A 21,327-nucleotide genomic window follows, 5' to 3' on the forward strand; every position below is an offset into this window, starting at 1 on the left:
TCAAACCTCGGTTGTGTGTCGCCCTTGCAAATAGGGGGTCAGTGCGACAGCATTTTCAAAAAGATAATAATCCGTCAGCCGGCAAAATAGGTGCCCGGCTGCAAGGTGCAGTTCCTGAACAAGCGCGGGTTCAGCCTGCGGCGTTTCAAGAACCATGTCGCTGTATCGGGCCATTTCGCCGCCGTGCCCGCACAGGCACACGGCAAACTGCCCTCCGCGACGTGCCGCCTCAAGAGCGGCGATGATATTGGCGCTGCTGCCGGTGGAAAAAATCGCCACCAGCATGTCGCCTGGCCGCCCCAGAGCTTCAATCTGGCGCGAAAATATCTGGCTGAAATCAAGGTCGCTGCCAATGGCCGTAAGCGAAGTTGCATCGGCAGACAGCGCCAGAGCGGGCAGGGCGGGCCTGTCCATAAAAAACCTGTTCACAAACTCGGCAGCCATGTGCTGGGCCAGAGCAGCACTGCCGCCATTGCCGCAGAGCAGTATTTTGCCGCCGCCGGCAAGGCACGTGGCCGCGCGCAAGGCCGCCTGACGAAGAAAATCTGCCTGCGAGCGAAAAAAATCTTCGCGCAGGCGCGCGCCTTCGCTGGCGTGCTGTTCAATAATATCAAGGGCTGTATCGTGCATGGCGCTCACAATTGCCGAAACGTGACATGGAAGCCTTCTTATTTAAGGCAAAGCCCTGCAACTGACAAGCGCCCTCAGGCTTGCGGTAACAGACTTGATAACGTAACTTGCGCAGGTATGCAAAACGCAACAAGCCGACACATACTTCTGGTTTACAAGGCCCGGCACGAAAAGGCTGCGGCTCTTGCCCAAGAAGCCGCCCAATGGCTGCGCCAAGATGGGCACGACGTTGCGGGTGTGATCTGCGCTGGCACGGACACCCCGGCCTACGCAACTACTCCCCTTGACTTTGTGGTTGTTTTTGGCGGCGACGGTACCATGCTCGGCGTGGCCCGCCGCCTGGTGGGGCGCAATGTGCCTGTGCTGGGCATCAATTTTGGCCGGATCGGTTTTTTGACAGATGCCCAGCCGGAGCAGTGGCGCGAAAAACTCGAAGAATCCCTCACCGGCATGGAACCTGTGCGCTCCTGTATGGCCTTGCAGTGGACGCTCACCCGCAAGGGCGAGCAGATTGCCAGCGGCTGTGCGGTCAACGATGTTGTCCTGAGCCGGGGGTCCTTGTCGCGCCTTGTTCTGTTTGATGTCTATATTGCCGGCGAGCGCCTTGGCTCATTACGCGGCGATGGAATGATCATTGCCACGCCCGTGGGCAGCTCCGGCTACAGTGTTTCCGCTGGCGGCTCGCTGCTGCATCCTTCAATGGAAGCCGTAGCCATCACGCCCATCTGTCCTTTCCTTAATACAATTTCGCCCATGGTTTTCCCCGGCGATACCGAGTGCCGGTTCCAGATTTTGCAGGGTTCCACAGATTGCTACCTTACTGTCGATGGGCAGGAAGGGCAACAGCTGGAGCTGGGCGACACCGTGACCGTCAATGGTTTGCCCGATGCCGTGCATTTTCTTGGCAAAGGAACAACTTTCTTTGAGCGTTTGCGTTCGCGCGGCTTTGCCCTGCAAGGCACTGAATGCATCAGGTGCGGGGAAAACGCATGAGCAACGCGATTTCTGTGGATTCTGTTCGCGAGTTTCATTTTGGGGAGAGTGTCCGCTTTGACGCATGGCTTTACAGCATGCTGATGGACAACAACATAGCCTACGGCATGAACCCCGACATTGTGGCCAGTCAGGAACAGATGGCCTTTATGGTCAGCCTTGCGCGCGATCAGGTGTATTTGCCCTGTTCTGACGATACGTTCAAGCTGCTGTGCCAGCAGACCGCTCCCGAAGAACTTCGCCGCCAGTATAACCGCTCCTGGCGCATCATCATGCGTCTTGTGCGCTCCTTCACGCCCGAAGGCCAGAAACGCAGGCGCATTTTGCAGTTCTGCCGGTTCCGCTTCAAGCAGTATGTTGCCCAGCATACCCTGATACCTTCACGGCTGGTCAAGCGCATGACTGATCTTGTGCTCGCCCAGGGCAACCAGCTGGACGACCCCTGGCGGCAATTGCGCAGAATTTCCACCAAACGCCAGCTTGAAATGCTGGATGAAGCCCCGGTGCGCGACAATCTTGCCGCAGTGCCTGCGGATGCCTTGGCGGCAAATTCCATCGCTTCTGTCAGGCGTATGCTCAACTACGTGGAACTTTCGCGCCTGCTGTGCCTTTCGGCCATGTCCCGCCCCTGGGTGGAGACGCCGCCAGACGCCGAAACCGTGCGTCAGGCCATGGATACCGCGCGCGAAACCTGCGCCCACTTGCGGCACTATTTTGAGGCCAGCGCGGTCAGATCGGGCACGGTGCTTTTTTTGTGCGACGCTGACGGCGGCGTTGTGTTTGATCTGGCTGTTGCCAACAGCCTCATCCGCATGGGGCATAAGGTCATTTTTGCGGTCAAATCAGGCTTTTTCTTTTATTCGCCCACGCTGGAAGACATGGAGATTGACCCCTCCATCCGGCAGATGATCGGCGGCGGCACAGTGCAGCACGAGCCGCGCATGAGCAAGAACGAACTGTTGCGCCACCTGCGCGAGTACCGCCTGATGGTTATTGGCGATGGAACGCGGGAGCGGCTCAATCTGTACAGGGTCTCGGTGACGTTCTCCCGCGCATGGAAGGAAGCCGACCTTATTCTGGGCAAGGGCTGGCGCGTGGCCGATGTGCTCATGGGCAGCAGCCACCAGTATACGAGGGATGTGGTCTGCTACTGGCATGATGATCAGGGCTTTCACATCAAACTGCGCCAGCATGCCGAGAGCGCCCATAAATTCAGCGAGAACGACATTGCCGCCCAGTCGGCAAATATTATCGCAGGCATGCGCGAGGCCCGCATGCAGGGCCGCACGGTCATGTTCTACAGTTGCGTGATCGGCAGCATCCCCGGCGAGACGGGTACCGCTATCGAGATTGTGCGCGCCTTTGTAGACAATCTGCGTAAAAAAATGGATAATATTCTGATAATTAATCCTGCCGAGCATTTTATTGAAGGCATGGACGGCGACGACCTCATGTATATGTGGGAGCAGGTGCAGCGCAGCGGTTTTATTGATGTGTGGCGGTTTCAGACCGTTGAAGACATTGAGGAAAGCTTTGCCCTGCTTGGCCGCAAGGTACCGCCGCAATGGTCGGGCAAGGATTCCACCTTTTCCACCGGCTGCACCAAGGAAATGCGTATCGCGCTGGACGTGCAGGCCAAAAACAGGGAAATGCAGATCATCGGCCCCGACCCTCGGCGGTTTTTCCGCAGGGGAGAGTACGGTGTGGGCAAATATTTCGATGCCAGCATCCCCCATTGATGCTTTTGCGTCAAAATGGGCGGCGGTAACCCGCCGGATGCCAGGTTTTGCGGGCGCTTATGCGCAAAGCGGCGCTTTTGCCGCGCAACTACGGGGTGAACCCCGTTGAGGGAGTAATCTGATCTATGGCCGCCTATGAAGCCGTGATTGGCCTTGAAGTGCATGTGCAACTTGCCACGGCCTCCAAACTGTTCTGTTCCTGCCCCACGACCTTTGGGCAGCCTGCCAACGCCAATGTGTGCGAAGTGTGCTCCGGCATGCCCGGTGCTTTGCCCGTGCCCAACCGTCAGGCTGTTCACTTTGCCGCTCTGGTTGGCCTTGCTACCAATTGCGCCATAAATACCCGTTCCATTTTTGCCCGCAAAAACTATTTTTATCCTGATCTGCCCTCCGGCTATCAGATTTCTCAGTTCGAGCTGCCCATCTGCGAACACGGGCACCTTGAAGTGGATGTGGACGGGCGGCGCAAGCGCGTGGGCATTACGCGCATCCACATGGAAAACGATGCTGGCAAGAACATTCACGCCCAGGGCGAAAACCTGAGCTATGTGGACCTCAACCGCGCGGGCACGCCCCTGGTGGAAATAGTTTCCGAGCCGGATATGCGTTCAGCCGCCGAGGCTGTGGCCTACCTCAAGGCCCTCTACAATATTGTGACCTATCTTGGCGTGTGCGACGGCAACATGGAAGAGGGCAGCTTCAGGTGCGACGCCAACGTCTCGTTGCGCCCTGTGGGAACCGAACCTTTCGGCACCCGCACCGAGTTGAAGAACCTCAACTCCTTCCGCAATGTGCAGCGCGCCATTGAGTATGAAATTGCCCGCCAGCAGGACGTGCTGGACGATGGCGACAAGGTCGTGCAGGAAACCCGCCTGTACGATGCCGTTAAAAATACCACGGCCTCCATGCGCAGCAAGGAAGAAGCGCACGATTACCGCTACTTCCCCGACCCGGACATTCTGCCCGTAGATATTACGGAAGAAGAAATGACCCGCTGGCGCGCCGAAATGCCGGAGCTGCCCCATGTTCGCATGGCCCGTTTTGTGGCTATGGCGGGTCTGCCCGAAGCCGAGGCGGAAGTGCTTGTGCAGAGCAGGGGACTGGCCGACTTTTTTGAAGCAGCCACTGCCAAGGCCGACCCCAAGAAGGTTGCCAACTTTGTGCTTGGGCCGCTGCTGCGCGAATGCAACGCCCGTGGGCTTTCCGCCGCTGACCCCTCCGCCTGGGCCATGAAGCCCGAGGCTCTGGCAGAACTGGTGCGGCTGGTTGACGGCGGCACCATCAGCGCCAAGATCGCCAACGATATTTTTGGCGACATCTTTGAGCAGGGCGTCATGCCCGAAGCCTACGTGAAGGAAAAAGGCCTTGTGCAGATTTCCGACACTTCGGCGCTCGAAGCCGCCGTGGATGAAGTCATTGCGGCCAATCCCGCAGAGGTGGAGGCCTATCGCGGCGGCAAGACCAAACTGATCAGTTTCTTTGTGGGGCAGATCATGCGCGCCACCAAGGGCAAGGCCAATCCTGCTCTGGTGAACGAACTGCTTGCCAAAAAGCTGTAAACTCTCGTCAGTAAACAAACGCCCAAGCGGGGATTCCGGTCATGCCGGGATCCCCGCTTTTTATACTGTTCAAGACAGGTTGCATTTCGGATTTTAAACGCATAAGGGGCCTCGCGGCCCCTAAGGTGCTGACACATCAGCACAGCATATGCGTAAAAGCTAGACGCTCATGTTCAGGCCAGAAAGCATGGAAAGACTGCTGTCGGAATAACTGCCAAAAGAATTTGTGGCGTTGCCCGAGCCGGACCACCATGCGGCCATGGATTCCACCTCGATGCGCTTGCGCAGGTCAGAAGGCGAAACCTGCAATGACTTGCGCGCGTCATCAAGGCCGGAAAGGGCCTGAATCTGGCCGAACTTTTTGACCAAAGCGGGATTGTTGTCAAAGAACTTCTGCACGGCTGCCTTGGTGGCGGCATCGCTGCTTTCAACCACAATGCTGCCATCAGACTTGGTTTGCAGGGTAAATTTTGCATCGCTGCTCACAGCAAGGCTGCTCATGCCGCTGTTCAGCGTCTGACCGAGTTTGGAATTATCCAGCACGGCCTGAATGGCAGCCTTGTTGGCGCTGTCCGTGCTGCTGGCAGCGGTCAGCTTGCCGCTGCTGTCAACAGTCATGGACACAGAAGTACTGGAACTGACGCCAGCAGCGGTAAGGGACGAACGCAGATCCTTGCCGATGGTCGTGTTGCTCTTAAGCCAGGCCTGCACATTGGCCTGATCCGTGGCATTGGCGCTGGTAGCCGTGAGGGAGCCGTCCGCAGCTAAAGTAAAAGTGACACTTGAAGGATCGGTAACCCCAAGCTTTGACAGGCCATCCTTGACGGCAGTGTTGAATTCATTGTTCAACTGGTCGCGGTACTTGGTGATCTGGCTGAACGTGACACGGCTGCCGCTTTCAAGGCCCATGGCGTCCATGGCGTACTTTGTAAGTTCCACCATGCTGGAAAGCTGGCTGGAAATACTATTGCCACTGAGCATCTGGTTCAATGAGCTTGAAGAGCTTTTGGAACCCGAAGACGATGAGCTGCCGGAAGTGGAGGTACTCAGCTTCTGGTTCTGCCACTGGTACAGCCCGCTTGTGTAGCTGTTTACACCCGATACGTTGCTCATGATGACTCCTCGGCAGTTTTTTCCCTTTCTGGGGGCTTGGGGGTGCCGTACTGCTCATTAATGCATATTCCAGGCCAGCTATATTTTTATTGTGGTTCTGACGGGGTCGGCCCACCCATAAAAAATATACAGGTTCCGAATCCAGTAATGGACAGGCTAACTGAAATAGGCTAGAGAGCGGCTATGGCAGTACATTCCTCCATGCTTGAGACCGTCGAATTCGACGATCCCGCCTTAGCCAATCAGCTATTTGGCCCTCACAATGCGCATCTTGAGCTGTTGGCCGCAGCCAGCGGGGCCTCCATAGGCAGCCGTGGCGCCAGCATTCTTATTGAAAGCCCAGACATGAACACGCGGCAGGTTCTGTGCAATGTTTTTGTGCAGTTGTACGAGCTGTTGCGCGGCGGATTGTCGCTGAGCCAGCAGGATATCGCCCGCAGTTACGAGATGCTGCGCACGGATCCTGGCCTGAATCTGGAAAAAATTTTCAAGGATGCTGTTTTCGTCAACACTCCGCGCAAAACGGTCACAGCACGCAATGTTGCCCAGCGCACCTACCTTGACTTGCTGCGGCGCAATGAGCTTGTTTTTGCGGTTGGGCCGGCCGGTACTGGCAAAACCTATCTCGCTGTCGCCATGGCGCTGTCCATGTTTCAGCAGCACAGGGTTAAACGCATTGTGCTGACGCGCCCGGCGGTGGAAGCGGGCGAACGCCTTGGCTTTCTGCCCGGCGATCTGGCCGACAAGGTCAATCCTTATTTGCGCCCGCTCTATGACGCCCTGCACGACATGATGCCCCAGCCCAAGGTGGCGTCCATGCTTGAAGTGGGCTCCATTGAAGTTGCGCCCTTGGCCTTCATGCGCGGGCGCACCCTTAACGATGCCTTTATCATTCTTGACGAAGCGCAGAATACCACGCAGGAACAGATGAAGATGTTCCTCACCCGCATGGGCTTTGGCTCGCGCATGGTTGTAACGGGCGACACCACCCAGATCGACCTGCCCATGCAGCCCGGCGGCCAGCGCCCACGCTCGGGCCTTATCCACGCGCTGAATATCCTTGCCAAAGTTCCAACCATCGCAGTGCATCACTTCACCAAGGCCGACGTAGTGCGGCACCCCTTGGTGGGAGCAATCGTAAACGCCTATGATAATGCAGAAAAAAGCGACACGTCCAGCTAGCATCCTCGCACTCTTTCGCATGTTGCGGGCCCGCCACCATTGTGGTCTGGGGCTTTCGGTACTTGTGCTCACCCTGCTTTTCATCAGCCTGCTTGCAGGGGCCAATTTTGAGGCTGTGCCTCGCGTGTACGTTGCCGGGCAAGTGGCGGATTCTGACGTCATTGCCGACCGCGACATCCTTGTTGAAGATGTGCAGGCCACCAAGGCCCGGCGCAAACAGGTGCAGCTTCTGCAACCGCCGGTCTATGATCTGAGTCTTGAACCCTTTACGGCTTTTCAGAACCGTATTGTGGAGATCATGCGCAGCCTGAACAACGGTATTGATTACCATGTTGGGGTCGAAGGCCCGCTGCACAGGCTGGTGGAAGAACTGACACCCACTGTTGCTGACGAAATCTTGCCGGAACTCGCCCAGCCCGAGGCGCAGACATATCTGCTCAAGGTTCTGCTGCCCCAGATTCGCGACCATATGGCAGAAGGCCTTGTGGGCGACATACGCTCGGCCAGGGTTGACCGCTCTGGCGTTATTGTGCGCAATCTGGATACGAATACAGAAATATTGCGCCCGGATGTGGTCAATCTGCCCGATGTGCAATCGTATCTGGCGGAAATTTCTGCCCAGATACGGCAGGTTTCCACCCTGAACCCGCAGTCGCGGCGCGCCATCAACATTCTACTTTCCGCAACCATGCCTTCCTCGCTGACGCTGAACCGGGAATCTACCCAAAAGCGCAGCTCTGCCGTCATGTCCATGGTTGAGCCCGTGTATTATCAGATACAGAAGGGCGAAATTGTGTTGCGCAAGGGCGAGAGGGTCAGCCGCGAGCAGCAGATCAAGCTGCAAACGCTTTATAAATCCGCTTCCGACCCCATGCACTGGGATATTGCCGCTGGCGCCTTTTTGTGCTCGCTGGTGCTCTCCATCGGCTTTTTTGTAGCCCCCAGCGGCAAACCCGGCACCCCCCTGCGCTGCAAGGACATGCTGCTCATTTCCTTGCTTCTGCTGCTATTCAGCGCCGGGGCAAAGGCTGTGTACGTGCTTGGCATGCGCATCGACAGTCATTCGTTCATCAATACGCTTGCCGTGGGCTACCCTGTGGCCGGGGCAGTGGGGCTGGTCGCCATGGTTTTTGCGGCCCGGCGCTATTGCACCATGGCCCTGCTGATCTCGTTCTTTACCATGCTCATGTTTCAGGCGCAGTTTTCGCTGTTCCTGCTCCATTTTCTCGGCGGCATGCTGGCCACATGGCTTGTAACCAATGCCCAGAGCCGGCAGGACGTGGTATGGAGCATTGTGCCGCTGACCATCGGCCAGTCCATCATCTGGTTTGGCGCAACCCTGCTGGCCCAAAGCGCCCCCGGCGTCATGCCCACGCAGTTGCTGGCCGTCTTTATCAACAGCGTGCTTTCGCTCATTCTGCTCTTTGCCGTGAGCCCTGTGCTTGAAATCAGTTTTGGGTACAGTACGCGCTTCCGCCTCATGGAACTTATGAGCCTTGAGCAACCCCTCATGCAGGAGCTCATGGTAACTGTGCCCGGCACCTACCATCACTCCCTTGTGGTCGCCAACATGGTTGAAGCCGGGGCCAAGGCCATTGGCGCCAACAGCCTGTTGTGCAAGGTGGCGGCACTGTATCATGACGTGGGCAAGCTCTCGTATCCCGAATATTTCATTGAAAATCAGTTTGGCGGGCCCAACAAGCACGACAAGCTGGCCCCGTCCATGAGTGCGCTCATCCTGCTTTCGCATGTCAAAAAAGGCACGGAACTGGCCGAGCGGTACAAGCTCGGGCAGGATATTGCCGACATTATCAGCCAGCACCACGGCACAAGGCTCATACGCTTTTTCTACCAGAAGGCCCTGAATCAGGGCGAAAAGCCGCGTGAATCCGATTTCAGCTATGTGGGACCGCGCCCGCAAACCAAGGAAGCCGCCATCCTCATGCTGGCCGACTCCGTTGAGGCATCCAGCCGCACGCTCAACGATCCTACGCCCGCGCGCATCAAGTCGCACATTGACACCATCATCAAGGGCATCTTCTCGGAAGGGCAGCTGGACGAATCGGAACTGACATTTAAGGATCTGCACTTCCTGAGCGAAAACTTCCAGCGCATTCTGACGGGTATTTTCCATCAGCGCATTGCCTATCCTGACGCCAGAATCAATGACGCCGCCCGGGCTGAAAACAAGCCCAACGGCAAAAACGGCTCTGCCCCCGCAACACATGGCGCAACTGCCCTTACTCCTACCGGGCAGGGCAAACCGTGCGGCGACAAGCCTTGCAACGGAGACAAACCCGCTGCGGCGCAATCGCCCGAAGTCAAAGCCCTGACGAGCCAGCCTGAGAGCGCCAAACAGGCTGGCATACCTGCCATCCCTGAAGAAAAGGGGCAGGCATAAGAAATCATGGGCGCAGTCAGGGGTAATCAGCCACAGGCAACCGTGCGCATTTTCTGCCGCTATCCGGCCACAGCATGGATTCTGCCGCTTGACCGCAGGCAGCAGCGCGCTGCCCTTGCGGCCATGCTTGCCGCTGCAGAGCAGGCCAACGTGCCTGTTGTGCCCCCGGCTGTGGAACTGCATCTGGTCGATGATGCCGTCATGAGCGCAGCCAACAGGCGCAGTATGGGCTGTCAGGGGCCTACCAATGTGCTTTCCTTCCCCGGTGGCTGCGACAGCCCCGGCACTCTTCTGTTTTCACTGGATACGCTGCGCAGGGAATGCCTGCTGTACGGGCAGGAGCCGGGCGAACACGCGCTACGCCTGCTGGCCCACGGAATGGCCCACCTGTGCGGGCTTGACCACAGCGAGCAGATGGATGCGGTGAGCGACTATTTTATGGTAGTCGCCGCCGAAGCAGTGGCTTGATGCGCCGAAGTCGCGGTCTGATTGTACAAAATCGGCTAGGCGGCCCGCTTTCTGCTCAGCGCCGCCAGGGCCATGCATTGCATTTCACGCAGCTTGCGGGCTGATTCTTCACCCCGGTTGTGCCACTCTTCAGGCAGACGCACGGCGTTTATGGCCTTCAGGCCGGGGTAGGCCATGCTGCTCACAGGTGAATTGCTGTCGGCATCCGCCAGCTTCCAGAAAGGGCGCGAAAGCCCGAGCTGGTTGACCCGCCACAGCAGGTCACGGCGTGTACCGGTGCGCAGGGTAGCAAACATGCCCGCCTTCATGTGTTCTTCTGCAGCAAGCGCCCCAGCCCTGGCATAGACAGCCGGCAGCCGCAGCCTTTTGGCAAGGGTCAGTGCAAGCGGCACGCCGCGTACTTCGTGCCCATAATGATGGGGCAGCAGGGCAGGGTCAGTGCCAATTTTCCCGAGGTCATGGCACAAGGCCATCCACACGGCCATGGCATCGCCCGCGAGTTCGTCCATCAGTCGCAGGCTGTGCCCCAACACGCTGTTGGCATGCCACTTTACCGGGCCTGCCGGGATGTAACGCGCGCGCTCGTGTTCTTCAAACCAGGGCGACAAACAGTCCCCCTGCGCCAGAACGCGAAAAAATCGCGCCGGGCGCGGCAAGGCCAGAGCCTTGAGCATTTCCTTGGCCACACGCTCCGCCGGAATGGCCGCCAGCAAAGTCTTGGGCGTGGCGCGCATCTGCTCAAAAGCCTCGCGGGCTATGCGCCAGTCGGGCCAGCGGGAGGCAAAGCGCGCCAGACGAAAAATTCTTGTGGGATCATCCGCAAAGGCCGTGGGCGAAGCCGGGCGCATCATTTTGTTGCGCAGGTCGTCAACCGCCTTGGGGTGCATGTGCAGTCGCCCTGCGCTGTCGAGCGCAAGGGCATTGATGGTGAGATCCCGCGCTGCAAGGTCAGACGCCAGGGTGCCGCCCCGGAGGGGCATGCATTCGCGCCCGTGCCACAGGCAGACATTGACGCTTTTACCCACGCAGACCGCATCTGGGTGCGCGGCCAAAAAGTCGTCCATGCTTCCTGAAAAGGAAAAATCCAGCTCCGTGGGCATACGCCCAAGCAAAAGGTCGCGCATTGCGCCGCCGACGAGGTAGAGTTCCATGCCCCCAGTATGTCACAGCCAACCGTTTGAGGGAAGCTCCCCCACTGGCGCTGACAAAAATTTTGTTCCGCGTATCTGGCGCTTTGGCGAGGTAGGCTCCTGCCTTGATACAGCAGCAAACCTTGCGGCGCGCGCCTGGCTTGCCCCGTGGGACAGCGTTCAGGTTGTCAGCCAGACAGCGGGGCGCGGGCAGTTGCGGCGTCAGTGGCATTCGCCTGCGGGCAATGTGTACGCGGCCTTGCGCCTGCCGCTTGTGCCCCCGTTTGACGGTACGGCGGCGGCACCGGCAGTGGGTGCCCTGCTGGCCGAAGCACTGGCAGTGGACGGTTGGCAGGTGCGTTTGAAATGGCCCAATGACCTTGTGCTGTGCACGTCGGAAGCCGAACCGAGAAAACTGGCAGGCATCCTGCTGGAGGAGCGTGGCGGGGTGCTGCTGGCTGGCATTGGCATAAATGTTCGCTGGTCGCCACCGGCGGAGCAGATGAGGGCAGATGCCGCTCTGGAGGCAACCAGCCTTGCCGCCCAGTATAAATCCGCCACTTTTGCACCTCCAATGGCCGAAGCCTTGTGGCAAACCCTTGTAAAGCGCATGTTTTCAGCTTATATTAACTGCCACTCTTTTCCCGAGGGGTGGAGAGCCCGTGCGGAGTCTCTTTTGCTCTGGCGCGGCGAGAACGTGGAGCTGCGTGACGATGACCGCATCGTACGCGGCTGGCTGGCGGGCCTAGGAACGTCAGGCGGCCTGTGTCTTAACATCAACGGACGGCTTGAGGAATTCATTTGCGGTAGTCTCCGGCTGAGCCCTGCGCGGGAATGACGCGGGATTATGGTCATTCCGGCATGGTTGGGCCTGGGGGCATCGCCGCCCAATGCGAAGCACGTAAGCGTGTTTTCGCCGTCTAACGCCGGTGCGTGGGCAGAAATGCGCCGGTAGAAAAGGGCTGAAAGGCATGGCCAACAAGACATTCTCGGAAGTTCAGGATTTTTTGAAGGGCAAGGTAATACTGGTAGCTAACCGCGGTATTCCGGCCCGTCGCATTTGTCGTTCCATCCGCGAACGTTTTGACGCGGTAGCGGCAATGACTGCGACTGATGTGGACAAAACGGCCCCTGCGGCCTCAACGGCGCAGGAACTGATGCTGCTCGGGACAGACCCCCGCGCGTATCTGGATATTGACCGCATTATCGACAAAGCCAAACAACGTGGCGTAGTCGGCATTCACCCCGGCTGGGGGTTTGCTTCCGAGGACACGCGCTTTCCGCAGCGCTGCAAAGAGGCGGGCATCACCTTTATCGGCGCGACAGCCGAGGCCATGAACCTGTTGGGCAACAAGGTTCAGGCTCGAGAAGTGGCTCGCAAATTGGGCATTCCTGTTGTGCCCGGCTCTGAAGGAGCCGTGGATATTCCTACCGCCCGCCAGCTTATCAACGAGATCGGGCTGCCCATCATGCTCAAGGCAGAAGGCGGCGGCGGCGGACGCGGTATTTTTGCCATCCATAACGAGGCTGACCTGGAAGACGCCTTTTTCAAGGCTTCCACCATGGCTCAGGCTTCTTTTGGCAATCCGCGCCTGTTTGTGGAAAAGTTCCTTGCCGATGTGCGCCACATTGAAATTCAGGTCATTGCCGACATGTACGGCAACGTGTTCGCCTTTGACGAACGCGATTGCACCGTGCAGCGCAACCACCAGAAGCTCATTGAAATCACGCCTTCGCCCTGGCCGGGCATGACCAAGAACCTGCGCGACAGGCTCAAGGATTATTCCCGCCGCCTGGTGCGCGCCGTGGGCTACCATTCGCTTGCCACGGTCGAATTCCTCGTTACACCCGACGGTACGCCGTATCTTATTGAAGTTAATACCCGTTTGCAGGTTGAACACGGCATCACCGAATGCCGCTACGGCATTGACCTTGTGGAAGAGCAGATCGCCGTGGCCTTTGGCGCGGAACTGCGCTACCGCGAAGAAAGCCAGCGTCCTTCGTACTGGGCCATGCAGGTGCGCATCAACTGCGAAAACCCGCAGGACAACTTCGCCCCCAATTCCGGCCTCATTTCGCGTTATGTGTCGCCCGGCGGCCCCGGCGTGCGCCTTGATTCCAATATCAGCGCAGGCTACGAATTCCCCGCCAACTACGACTCTGCTGGCGCTCTGCTCATTTCGTACGCCACTGACTGGGAAAAGGTGCTTGGCATCACGGAACGCGCCCTGAGCGAATATGTGATCGGCGGCATCAAGACCACCATTCCTTTCTTCCGTCAGGTCATCAAGCACCCCCTGTTCAAGCAGGGCGGCATCAATACCAACTTCATCGCCACGCATCCCGAGCTCATGGTCTATACCGACCTTGCGCCCGAAGGCGAGCGCCTTGCCAAGCTGGTGGCCGAAATTTCGGCCAAGGGCTTCAACCCCTACGTGCAGCTTGGCGAATACCGTTCAAGCTCCACCCCCTGTCTTGGACCCTTTGAACCTGTGCTGCCGCCCATAAGCACGGCTGCGCGCCGCCAGCCTTCGCCCTATCCGCAGGGCGACCGCATGTCCACGCTGGACTATATCCGTGATTCCGGGCTGGTGCACTTTACCGACACCACAACCCGAGACCTCACGCAGTCCAACTCCGGCAACCGCCTGCGCCTTGCCGAAGACAGGCTCATGGGGCCCTACCTTGACAATGCGGGCTTTTTCTCGCTCGAAAACGGCGGCGGGGCGCACTTCCATGTGGCCATGCTGGCCAACATGACCTACCCCTTCACCGAAGCCAAGGAATGGAACCGCTTTGCGCCCAAAACCCTCAAGCAGCTGCTGGTGCGCTCCACCAACGTGCTTGGGTATACGCCGCAGCCGCGCAACCTCATGCTCAAAACGGGCGAAATGATTTGCGACCACTACCAGGTCGTACGTTGCTTCGACTTTTTAAACCATGTGGAAAACATGCGCCCCATTGCCGAAGTGGTCATGGACCGCAAGGACGTTATCTTCCAGCCCGCCATTTCCATGTCGTGGGCCAAGGGCTTTGACGTCAAGCACTACCTGGGCGTTACCGAAGCCATGCTGCGCATGGTGGGCGACATCATGGGCGCAAGCCCCAAGGAAGCCTCGCGCCACATCATTCTGGGCCTCAAGGACATGGCCGGCGTTTGCCCGCCGCGCTTCATGGACGAGCTGGTCAAAGCCCTGCGCAAAGCCTGGCCCGAACTTGTGCTGCACTACCACAGGCACTATACCGACGGCCTGTTCGTGCCCTCCTGCGGTGCTGCGGCCAAGGCCGGTGCGCACATCATCGACGTGGGCCTCGGCTCATCGGTACGTTCTTATGGTCAGGGCGATGTGCTTGCCACCATGGCCTATATTGAAGACGAACTGGGCCTCAAGTGCAACCTTGATAAAAACGCCATCCGCGACGCCAACTTCGTCTGCAAGCAGATCATGCCTTATTACGACCGCTACTGTGCGCCGTACTTCCAGGGCATCGACTATGACGTTACGCGCCACGGCATGCCCGGCGGGGCCACTTCCTCCTCGCAGGAAGGCGCCATGAAGCAGGGGTACATTCACCTGCTGCCCTACATGCTCAAGTTCCTTGAAGGCACCCGCCAGATCGTGCGCTATCACGATGTTACCCCCGGCTCGCAGATCACCTGGAACACGGCGTTTCTGGCCGTTACAGGCGCATGGAAGCGGGGCGGCGAAGACGAAGTGCGCTACCTGCTGGAAGTGCTGGGTCAGGTCACCCGCACCCCCGAAAAAGAGCTTACGGACGAAATGCGCCGCGCGCGCCTGAACATCTATCAGGACTGCAACGACGCCTTCCGTAACCTGCTTCAGGGCAAGTTCGGCAAACTGCCGCTCGGCTTCCCTGCTGACTGGGTCTACCAGAGCGCCTTTGGCTCTGACTGGAAGAGCGCCATGGCGGCCCGCACCGAGGCTTCGCCCCTTGAATCGCTGGCAGAAGTGAACCTTGCAGCCGAAGAAAAGGCCTGCGCCGAAATTCTGAAGCGCAAGCCCAACGATGAAGAGTTCGTGCTGTACCTTAACCATCCGGCAGACGCGCTCAAGACCATCCAGTTCAAGTCCAAGTTCGGCGATCCCAACAACCTGCCTTTGCATGTATGGTTCGAGGGTCTGAAAGTCGGCCAGGATCTGTACTTCAACGACAGCAGCGGCAAGCCCCATCATCTCTTGCTGCTCAGCATCTCCACCCCCAACGATGCGGGCATCTCCATCTGCCGTTATGTGCTCGACTCCGAATTCATGAGCTGCGAGGTTCAGGTTCGGCAGCCTTCGGGCAACGGCGCAAAGAGCACGCTTATGGCCGACACGGCCAACAAGTATCATGTGGCCGCGCCGAGCAACGGCGACTTGTGGGTCATGTATGTGCATCCCGGTGATGTGGTTAAAGCGGGCGAAGAGCTCTTTAACGTTTCCATCATGAAGCAGGAAAAGGCCGTTCTGGCCCCCATTGACGGCATGGTGAAGCGTGTGCTCAAAACCGCAGACTTCAAAGAAAACAAGCAAATGGTTTCGGTCAGAGAAGGTGAGCTTATTGTGGAGCTGGGGCCTGTGCCGCGCGTGTGCGGCAATGAGGCCTGCGGCCAGCCCATTCCTATGGATAACATCGCATTCTGCCCCTATTGCGGTGTGCGCGTAAGTTAATTACTACGCTCACTACTGGAATTTGTGGACAGTTCCTTAATGGCGATATACAATTTCCAAGGTTGTTAAGCTTCTGTTTCCCAAACCGGAGGAAGACATGGCTAAGATTCCCGCCGCCAAACCTGCGCAGAACAAACCCAAGGGCGCAGCGCCCGAGGCAGTTCAGAAAAAACTGGTGCTTGATGGCGCCGAAATTGTGCAGATTGGTCCCGAAGCGGAGTTGCTTGTTGGTGGTAAGAACTACAACACTGCCCTGATCAGTCAGATTCAGGGCATTCAGGCGCCCCATTTTCGCGCCATCTCATCCATTGCCTTTCATCATCTGCTTGATGAAACAAAGGTTAATGGGCGTGTGGTACGCAGCGTGGTGGACCGTGAATACGGGCGCATTGACTGGAACGACCCCGAAATCAACCAGGATCCGGACTTCTTGCAGAAGTTCGTGCGTCAACTCGGCAAGCAGATTCATCAGGCCGCGCTGGCGGAAGGCGAGCAGACCAATACCAAGCTGCGCACCTTTATCAACAATATAGTCGAAGGGTTCGCCACCTCCCCCGAGGGCATCGACCAGTTGCGCAAGCGCTCGGTCATGGTGCAGGCGGCCATTTTGTCTGTTGAAGTGCCGCACGACGTTGCGGAAGCCGTGCGCGGCGCATACCGCGACATCTGCCGCGAAAACGAAGACGACATGACCCCTGTGGCCGTGCGTTCTTCCGCTGCGGGCGAAGACTCGCGCAAGAAGGCCTTTGCCGGTCTGCAGGATACCTACCTGAACATGGTGGGTGAAGACAGAGTGGTGGAGGCCTACCATTGGGACTGCTCCTCCGCCTACAATCTGCGCTCCATGACCTACCGCCGCGAGGCCATCCTTGACGCTCTGGCCAAGGCCGAAGAAACCGGCGACGAGAGCATTGCTGAAAACGCCAAGCTTGAGTGGGCCATCGAGCACACCTCGCTTTCTGTCTGCATGATGCAGATGATCAATCCCGTGATTTCCGGTACGGCCTTTTCTGCCGATACCGCCACGGGTTGCCGCGGCACGGACCGCCGCGAACTGGTCAGCATCGATGCCAGCTACGGCCTCGGCGAGGCTGTGGTGGGCGGCAAGGTGACGCCTGACAAACTTTATGTCTTCCAGCGCGACGACGGTGGCGAAGTAGTCATCCGTCAGATGGGCTGCAAGGACATGAAGATCGTCTATGACGAACGTGGCGGCACCCGCGAAGTGGAAGTGTCCGAGCTTGAGGCTCTGCGCTGGGCGCTTTCGCTCAGCCAGGCCGAACGCGTTGCCCAGGGCGTACGCGCCGTCAGCAAGGCGTACGGCGGCATCATCATGGACACAGAATTCTGCATTGACGCCAACGACAAGCTCTGGTTCGTCCAGGCACGGCCCGAAACCCGCTGGAACGACGACCTTGAGCTGCACCCCCATACCATCTTCATGCGCCGCCGCGAGGTGGACGCCAAAGCCGCCGCCGAAGCCGAAGTGCTGGTGGAAGGCAACGGCGCTTCACGCGGTGCTGGCCAGGGCACGGTGCGCTTTTTGCGCTCCGCCCTTGAACTGAACAAGATCGCCAAGGGCGATGTGCTTGCCGCCGAACGCACAGACCCGGACATGGTGCCGGGCATGCGCGTAGCCTCGGCCATCATGGCCGACGTGGGCGGCGACACGAGCCACGCGGCCATTACCTCCCGCGAGCTTGGCATTGCCGCTGTTATCGGCATTCAGCGTCTCGACATCCTGCGTGCGCTCGATGGCGCGGAAGTGACCGTTGACGGCACGCGCGGCAAGGTCTACCGCGGCCTTTTGCCCCTGCACCTTGTGGGCGGCGAAATGGATCTCTCCAAGCTGCCCCTTACCAAAACCAAGGTCGGCCTTGTGCTGGCCGACGTGGGTCAGGCGCTGTTCCTCTCCCGTTTGCGCAACTTCCCCCAGTTTGAAGTGGGCCTGCTGCGTGCGGAATTCATGCTTGGCAACATCAGCATCCATCCGCAGGCACTGGAAGCCTTTGACAACGGCGAGCTTGAAAATGTGGTGCACAGCAAGCTGAAAGAGCTTGAGAACCGCCTTTCCAAGGTGCTGCGCGAGCAGATGGCAGCCGGGCTGATCGTATTCAACTTCAACCTGCGCGAATACGTGGGCGAAGTGACCGGCCTTGCCGCAGAGGTTGAAGCCTTTGCCGAAGCGAGCAAGAGCCTGAATGCGGAAGAAGTGCTGATGCAGCACCGCAAGATGCGCGAACTGGATCACAAGGTTGACCAGCACCTCGAAATGGCCTCGCGCCGCATTGAAGTGCTCAAGACCTCCAATGATCTGTCCGATCATGTGCGCATCATCATGGGCTATGACGACGCTCTGGCGTTGCTGAATCCGGCTGACCCAGAATCCGCCAAGCGCGTTGCCGAAATTGAAGCCACAGTTGAAGAACATGTGCGCCGCATCAAGGATCTGCCCGCAGTCACCAAGCTGATGGACAACATCAACCATCTGCGTGAAGAAGTGAGCCTGCGTTCCGGCCTGAAAAAGGAAATGGACGACCTGCGCAACCTGACGGACAAAATTCGCGGCATCATCAAGGCCCGCGGTTTCCGTACCGGCAAGGAGCACTACGTTCAGACCCTGGCCCAGAACCTTGCCCTCTTTGCCATGGCCTTCTACGGCAAGCCCATCACGTACCGCACAACCGACTTCAAGAGCAACGAATACCGCAACCTGCTGGGCGGCAGCCTCTTTGAACATACCGAAGACAACCCCATGCTTGGCTATCGCGGCGTTTCCCGTAATATCCATGACTGGGAAGTTGAAGCCTTCAAGCTGGCCCGCGGCGTATACGGCGGCTCCAACCTGCGCATGATGCTGCCCTTTGTGCGCACTCTGGAAGAAGCCCGCTCCATGCGCAGCTACCTTGAGCAGGTTCACAAGCTCAAGAGCGGTCAGGACGGCCTGAAGATCATCCTCATGTCCGAGCTGCCTTCCAACGCCATTCTGGCCAAGCAGTTCATCACTGAGTTTGACGGCTTCTCCATCGGCTCCAACGACATGACCCAGATGGTGCTGGCGACAGACCGCGACAATTCGCGCCTGTCCCATATCTATGACGAGGAAGATCCGGCGGTTGTCTGGGCTATCCTTGTCAGCATCTTCACCGGCCAGAAGTACGCCAAAAAGGTGGGCTTCTGCGGTCAGGGCGTGTCAAACAGCATCATCCTGCGCGGGCTGGTTGCCATCGCGGGCATCACCTCCGCCTCTGTGGTGCCGGATACCTACTACCAGACCGTGTTTGATATCGCCTCTGTGGAAGGGGAAAACCATTCTGCCGCTGACCTCGGCAAATGGCTTGCCGCGCAACACCACAAGCGCCTTGCCGACCTGATGGAAAAGACCGGCTACGGTCATATCCTCAAGAAGTACAAGGAACCGCAGGATATTCAGGAATGGTACGAGGGCGAGTTGCAGCGTCGGCACGAACAGTTCCGCGATCACCTCGACACGCCCAAGGAAGCCTTCTACCGCGCCGAATTGCAGAGCTTCCGCTCCACCTTCCACAAGCCTGTGATCTACGCCACCTGGAACTGGGACGAAACGGTTGAGGATGCCCTGCATCACTCCGGCTTCCAGAACTTCGAGGAGCAGGCCAAGGCTCTGGAATACTCCCGCACGGTCAACGACTAGCGCAAGCCGGTCAACCGACTGATACACCAAGGCCCGGATCTCAGGATTCGGGCCTTTTCGTATACAGAGCGGGTTAGCTGCAAAAAACTTTTTCTGCTTACAGGAGACTCGTATGCACATGTGGATGTTGCCCCCGGAAGGCATGTGCCGCAAACATTTGCTGGGCGAACATGTGGAACTGCATATGCTCCTTGGCAGCATGCGGCGCGGCAAAAATATAGATGGCTTTCTTTCCGGCGGATTGGTTGACCCGCAGCTTGTCTTTGCCCGGCATGAGGAACTTGTGGCAGAGATGATCCGGCGTAGATTCAAACACACATCACCCATTGATGCGAGTGAGTGTGCTTCTTTGGCTGCCCGTTATGCAGGCCGCACATTCATCAACATTGCCGCCAATGCTGCTGAATTGCAGCGCAGGTGCCCAGACTGCGCCCACTTGATGTTAGCGAAAAACACCACAGCGCAATCAGGCACCACAAATGCAAACTGATGCCCATGCGACAATAACATGCGCAGCATCAACACAATATTTGACTATCGCGCACAAAAAAAGCCGGGCCTGGAAATCCAGACCCGGCTTTGCATGTTCAGGCAGGGTAGAGCGTTAGCTCTTGATGCTGAAGTTGAGCTTGCTCTGCATGTTCTGCACGCTCTTGCTCAATGTGCTCATGGCATCGTCAAATTCCTTTTGCAGGCTGTCCATGAGTTCATGCACCGAGATAATCTTGTTCACACGGGCCACATTGGCGCCGCAAAAGGCAAAGCCGCGTTCAAGATTACCCTTCATGGCGTTAATGAGCGCCTGGGCGATGCAGTAGGGCGTTTTTTCCTGTTCGCAGGTGTGTACGCAGTGGAACACGCATTTGAAAGGCTTTTTCTTGCCTTCGCGCGATGCCGTGATGAATTCATTGCCAAGAGCGCGGCCAGGCATGCCCACCGGGCTTTTGATAATGGTGATGTCTTCATCGCGCGCAGAAAGGTAGCTCTGCTTGAAGCGGTCATCGGCATCGCATTCGTGGGTAGCCACAAAGCGGGTGCCCATCTGCACGCCGGAAGCGCCAAGATCGAGGAATTTCATGATGTCCGCGCCGGAGTACACCCCGCCGGCGGCGATAACAGGCACCGCGCGACCGCACTTGTCTTCCATGGCCTTGGCGGCCTCAACCACCTGCGGCACCAGAACTTCAAGCGAATGGTTGGGATCCTGCAATTCTTCGGCCTTGAAACCGAGGTGGCCGCCAGCCTTGGGGCCTTCAACCACAAAGGCGTCAGGCGTGTAACCAAAACGCGAGGCCCATTTTTTGGCGATTACCGTGGCCGCTCGGGCCGAAGAAACAATGGGAACCAGCTTGGTTTTGAATTCTTCCTTCTTTTCTTCGCACACCTGCAAGAGGTGATGCGGCATGTCGAGGGGAAGGCCAGCGCCGGAAAAGATGATGTCCACCTTGTTTTCAACGGCGGTGCGCACCATCTGGCTGAACGTGGTAAGCGCCACCATCAGGTTGACGCCGATAATACCGTTGCTGAGTTCACGTGCTTTCAATATTTCATTGCGCAGGGCGCGCAGATTGGCTGTAAGAGGATCCTTGGCCACATCGGGTTCTTTCATGCCGATCATGGCCCCGGCGATGACGCCGATACCACCCTGATTGGCAACAGCCGACGCAAGCCCGGCAAGCGAAATACCCACGCCCATGCCACCCTGAACTACAGGGATTTTAGCCGTGAGATCACCTATCTTGAGTGCGGGGAAAGACATTGCAAGA

14 protein-coding genes are annotated in these 21,327 nt (G+C 58.1%); 10 read left to right on the forward strand and 4 right to left on the reverse strand.

Annotated elements, in window-relative coordinates:
• Positions 1–630: an SIS domain-containing protein gene (locus tag ACUZ9Q_RS07060; protein WP_192111754.1), complete on the reverse strand. Its 630-nt coding sequence runs from the start codon at positions 628–630 to the stop codon at positions 1–3.
• A 117-nt stretch (positions 631–747) separates the two neighbouring features.
• Here ACUZ9Q_RS07060 and ACUZ9Q_RS07065 point away from each other — a divergent pair, with 117 nt between their 5' ends.
• The 3 genes from ACUZ9Q_RS07065 to gatB all read left to right on the forward strand — a co-directional run bounded on the left by ACUZ9Q_RS07065 (position 748) and on the right by gatB (position 4,921).
• Positions 748–1,623 (forward strand): NAD(+)/NADH kinase, encoded by an 876-nt coding sequence (locus tag ACUZ9Q_RS07065; RefSeq protein ID WP_215647647.1) that lies wholly within the window; start codon positions 748–750, stop codon positions 1,621–1,623.
• Positions 1,620–3,362, forward strand: coding sequence for an ARMT1-like domain-containing protein (locus ACUZ9Q_RS07070; protein ID WP_192111756.1), 1,743 nt, complete (start codon positions 1,620–1,622; stop codon positions 3,360–3,362). Before ACUZ9Q_RS07065 ends, ACUZ9Q_RS07070 begins: the two co-directional genes overlap by 4 nt.
• A gap of 125 nt (positions 3,363–3,487) precedes the next feature.
• Positions 3,488–4,921 carry an Asp-tRNA(Asn)/Glu-tRNA(Gln) amidotransferase subunit GatB gene (gene gatB, locus ACUZ9Q_RS07075; protein ID WP_449247601.1) on the forward strand — a complete coding sequence of 478 codons (1,434 nt, stop codon included), beginning with the start codon at positions 3,488–3,490 and terminating at the stop codon, positions 4,919–4,921.
• A 159-nt stretch (positions 4,922–5,080) separates the two neighbouring features.
• Here gatB and ACUZ9Q_RS07080 read toward each other — a convergent pair whose 3' ends face one another.
• Positions 5,081–6,034 carry a hypothetical protein gene (locus tag ACUZ9Q_RS07080; RefSeq protein ID WP_215647645.1) on the reverse strand — a complete coding sequence of 318 codons (954 nt, stop codon included), beginning with the start codon at positions 6,032–6,034 and terminating at the stop codon, positions 5,081–5,083.
• Positions 6,035–6,217: 183 nt separating this feature from the next.
• Here ACUZ9Q_RS07080 and ACUZ9Q_RS07085 point away from each other — a divergent pair, with 183 nt between their 5' ends.
• The 3 genes from ACUZ9Q_RS07085 to ybeY are packed head-to-tail and all read left to right on the forward strand — an operon-like array spanning position 6,218 to position 10,085.
• On the forward strand, positions 6,218–7,216 hold the full coding sequence (locus tag ACUZ9Q_RS07085) for a PhoH family protein (RefSeq protein ID WP_192111759.1): 999 nt from the start codon (positions 6,218–6,220) through the stop codon (positions 7,214–7,216).
• Positions 7,182–9,617, forward strand: a complete 2,436-nt coding sequence (locus ACUZ9Q_RS07090; RefSeq protein ID WP_323390444.1) for an HD family phosphohydrolase — start codon at positions 7,182–7,184, stop codon at positions 9,615–9,617. Before ACUZ9Q_RS07085 ends, ACUZ9Q_RS07090 begins: the two co-directional genes overlap by 35 nt.
• Positions 9,618–9,623: 6 nt before the next feature.
• Positions 9,624–10,085 (forward strand): rRNA maturation RNase YbeY, encoded by a 462-nt coding sequence (ybeY, locus tag ACUZ9Q_RS07095; RefSeq protein ID WP_192111760.1) that lies wholly within the window; start codon positions 9,624–9,626, stop codon positions 10,083–10,085.
• Between the two features lie 35 nt (positions 10,086–10,120).
• On the opposite strand, the gene ACUZ9Q_RS07100 is transcribed toward ybeY, so the two are convergent.
• Complete coding sequence (locus tag ACUZ9Q_RS07100) at positions 10,121–11,236, reverse strand: polynucleotide adenylyltransferase (protein ID WP_215647644.1); 1,116 nt, start codon at positions 11,234–11,236, stop codon at positions 10,121–10,123.
• Here ACUZ9Q_RS07100 and ACUZ9Q_RS07105 point away from each other — a divergent pair.
• The 4 genes from ACUZ9Q_RS07105 to ACUZ9Q_RS07120 all read left to right on the forward strand — a co-directional run bounded on the left by ACUZ9Q_RS07105 (position 11,235) and on the right by ACUZ9Q_RS07120 (position 20,051).
• Positions 11,235–12,053 carry a biotin--[acetyl-CoA-carboxylase] ligase gene (locus ACUZ9Q_RS07105; protein ID WP_192111762.1) on the forward strand — a complete coding sequence of 273 codons (819 nt, stop codon included), beginning with the start codon at positions 11,235–11,237 and terminating at the stop codon, positions 12,051–12,053. The two genes, ACUZ9Q_RS07100 and ACUZ9Q_RS07105, sit on opposite strands and share 2 nt — an antisense overlap.
• Before the next feature lie 133 nt (positions 12,054–12,186).
• Complete coding sequence (locus ACUZ9Q_RS07110; protein WP_227118339.1) at positions 12,187–15,888, forward strand: pyruvate carboxylase; 3,702 nt, start codon at positions 12,187–12,189, stop codon at positions 15,886–15,888.
• 97 nt (positions 15,889–15,985) lie between these two features.
• Positions 15,986–19,561, forward strand: a complete 3,576-nt coding sequence (locus ACUZ9Q_RS07115; protein ID WP_192111764.1) for a PEP/pyruvate-binding domain-containing protein — start codon at positions 15,986–15,988, stop codon at positions 19,559–19,561.
• A gap of 112 nt (positions 19,562–19,673) precedes the next feature.
• Entirely contained in the window at positions 19,674–20,051 is a 378-nt protein-coding gene (locus ACUZ9Q_RS07120; RefSeq protein ID WP_449247602.1) for a pyrimidine dimer DNA glycosylase/endonuclease V, read from the forward strand.
• Between the two features lie 114 nt (positions 20,052–20,165).
• Here the strand turns inward: ACUZ9Q_RS07120 and ACUZ9Q_RS07125 are convergent, their stop codons facing one another.
• Positions 20,166–21,320, reverse strand: coding sequence for an NAD(P)H-dependent flavin oxidoreductase (locus ACUZ9Q_RS07125; RefSeq protein WP_192111766.1), 1,155 nt, complete (start codon positions 21,318–21,320; stop codon positions 20,166–20,168).
• Positions 21,321–21,327: the final 7 nt, after the last annotated feature.

The organism is Desulfovibrio desulfopostgatei (assembly GCF_053570645.1).

Excerpts from the sequence above, each read along its gene's own strand:
- ACUZ9Q_RS07060 (WP_192111754.1), bottom strand. The coding sequence starts at position 630 with ATGCACGATACAGCCCTTGATATTATTGAACAGCACGCCAGCGAAGGC.
- ACUZ9Q_RS07065 (WP_215647647.1), top strand. The coding sequence starts at position 748 with ATGCAAAACGCAACAAGCCGACACATACTTCTGGTTTACAAGGCCCGG.
- ACUZ9Q_RS07070 (WP_192111756.1), top strand. The coding sequence starts at position 1,620 with ATGAGCAACGCGATTTCTGTGGATTCTGTTCGCGAGTTTCATTTTGGG.
- gatB (WP_449247601.1), top strand. The coding sequence starts at position 3,488 with ATGGCCGCCTATGAAGCCGTGATTGGCCTTGAAGTGCATGTGCAACTT.
- ACUZ9Q_RS07080 (WP_215647645.1), bottom strand. The coding sequence starts at position 6,034 with ATGAGCAACGTATCGGGTGTAAACAGCTACACAAGCGGGCTGTACCAG.
- ACUZ9Q_RS07085 (WP_192111759.1), top strand. The coding sequence starts at position 6,218 with ATGGCAGTACATTCCTCCATGCTTGAGACCGTCGAATTCGACGATCCC.
- ACUZ9Q_RS07090 (WP_323390444.1), top strand. The coding sequence starts at position 7,182 with ATGATAATGCAGAAAAAAGCGACACGTCCAGCTAGCATCCTCGCACTC.
- ybeY (WP_192111760.1), top strand. The coding sequence starts at position 9,624 with ATGGGCGCAGTCAGGGGTAATCAGCCACAGGCAACCGTGCGCATTTTC.
- ACUZ9Q_RS07105 (WP_192111762.1), top strand. The coding sequence starts at position 11,235 with ATGCCCCCAGTATGTCACAGCCAACCGTTTGAGGGAAGCTCCCCCACT.
- ACUZ9Q_RS07100 (WP_215647644.1), bottom strand. The coding sequence starts at position 11,236 with ATGGAACTCTACCTCGTCGGCGGCGCAATGCGCGACCTTTTGCTTGGG.
- ACUZ9Q_RS07110 (WP_227118339.1), top strand. The coding sequence starts at position 12,187 with ATGGCCAACAAGACATTCTCGGAAGTTCAGGATTTTTTGAAGGGCAAG.
- ACUZ9Q_RS07115 (WP_192111764.1), top strand. The coding sequence starts at position 15,986 with ATGGCTAAGATTCCCGCCGCCAAACCTGCGCAGAACAAACCCAAGGGC.
- ACUZ9Q_RS07120 (WP_449247602.1), top strand. The coding sequence starts at position 19,674 with ATGCACATGTGGATGTTGCCCCCGGAAGGCATGTGCCGCAAACATTTG.
- ACUZ9Q_RS07125 (WP_192111766.1), bottom strand. The coding sequence starts at position 21,320 with ATGTCTTTCCCCGCACTCAAGATAGGTGATCTCACGGCTAAAATCCCT.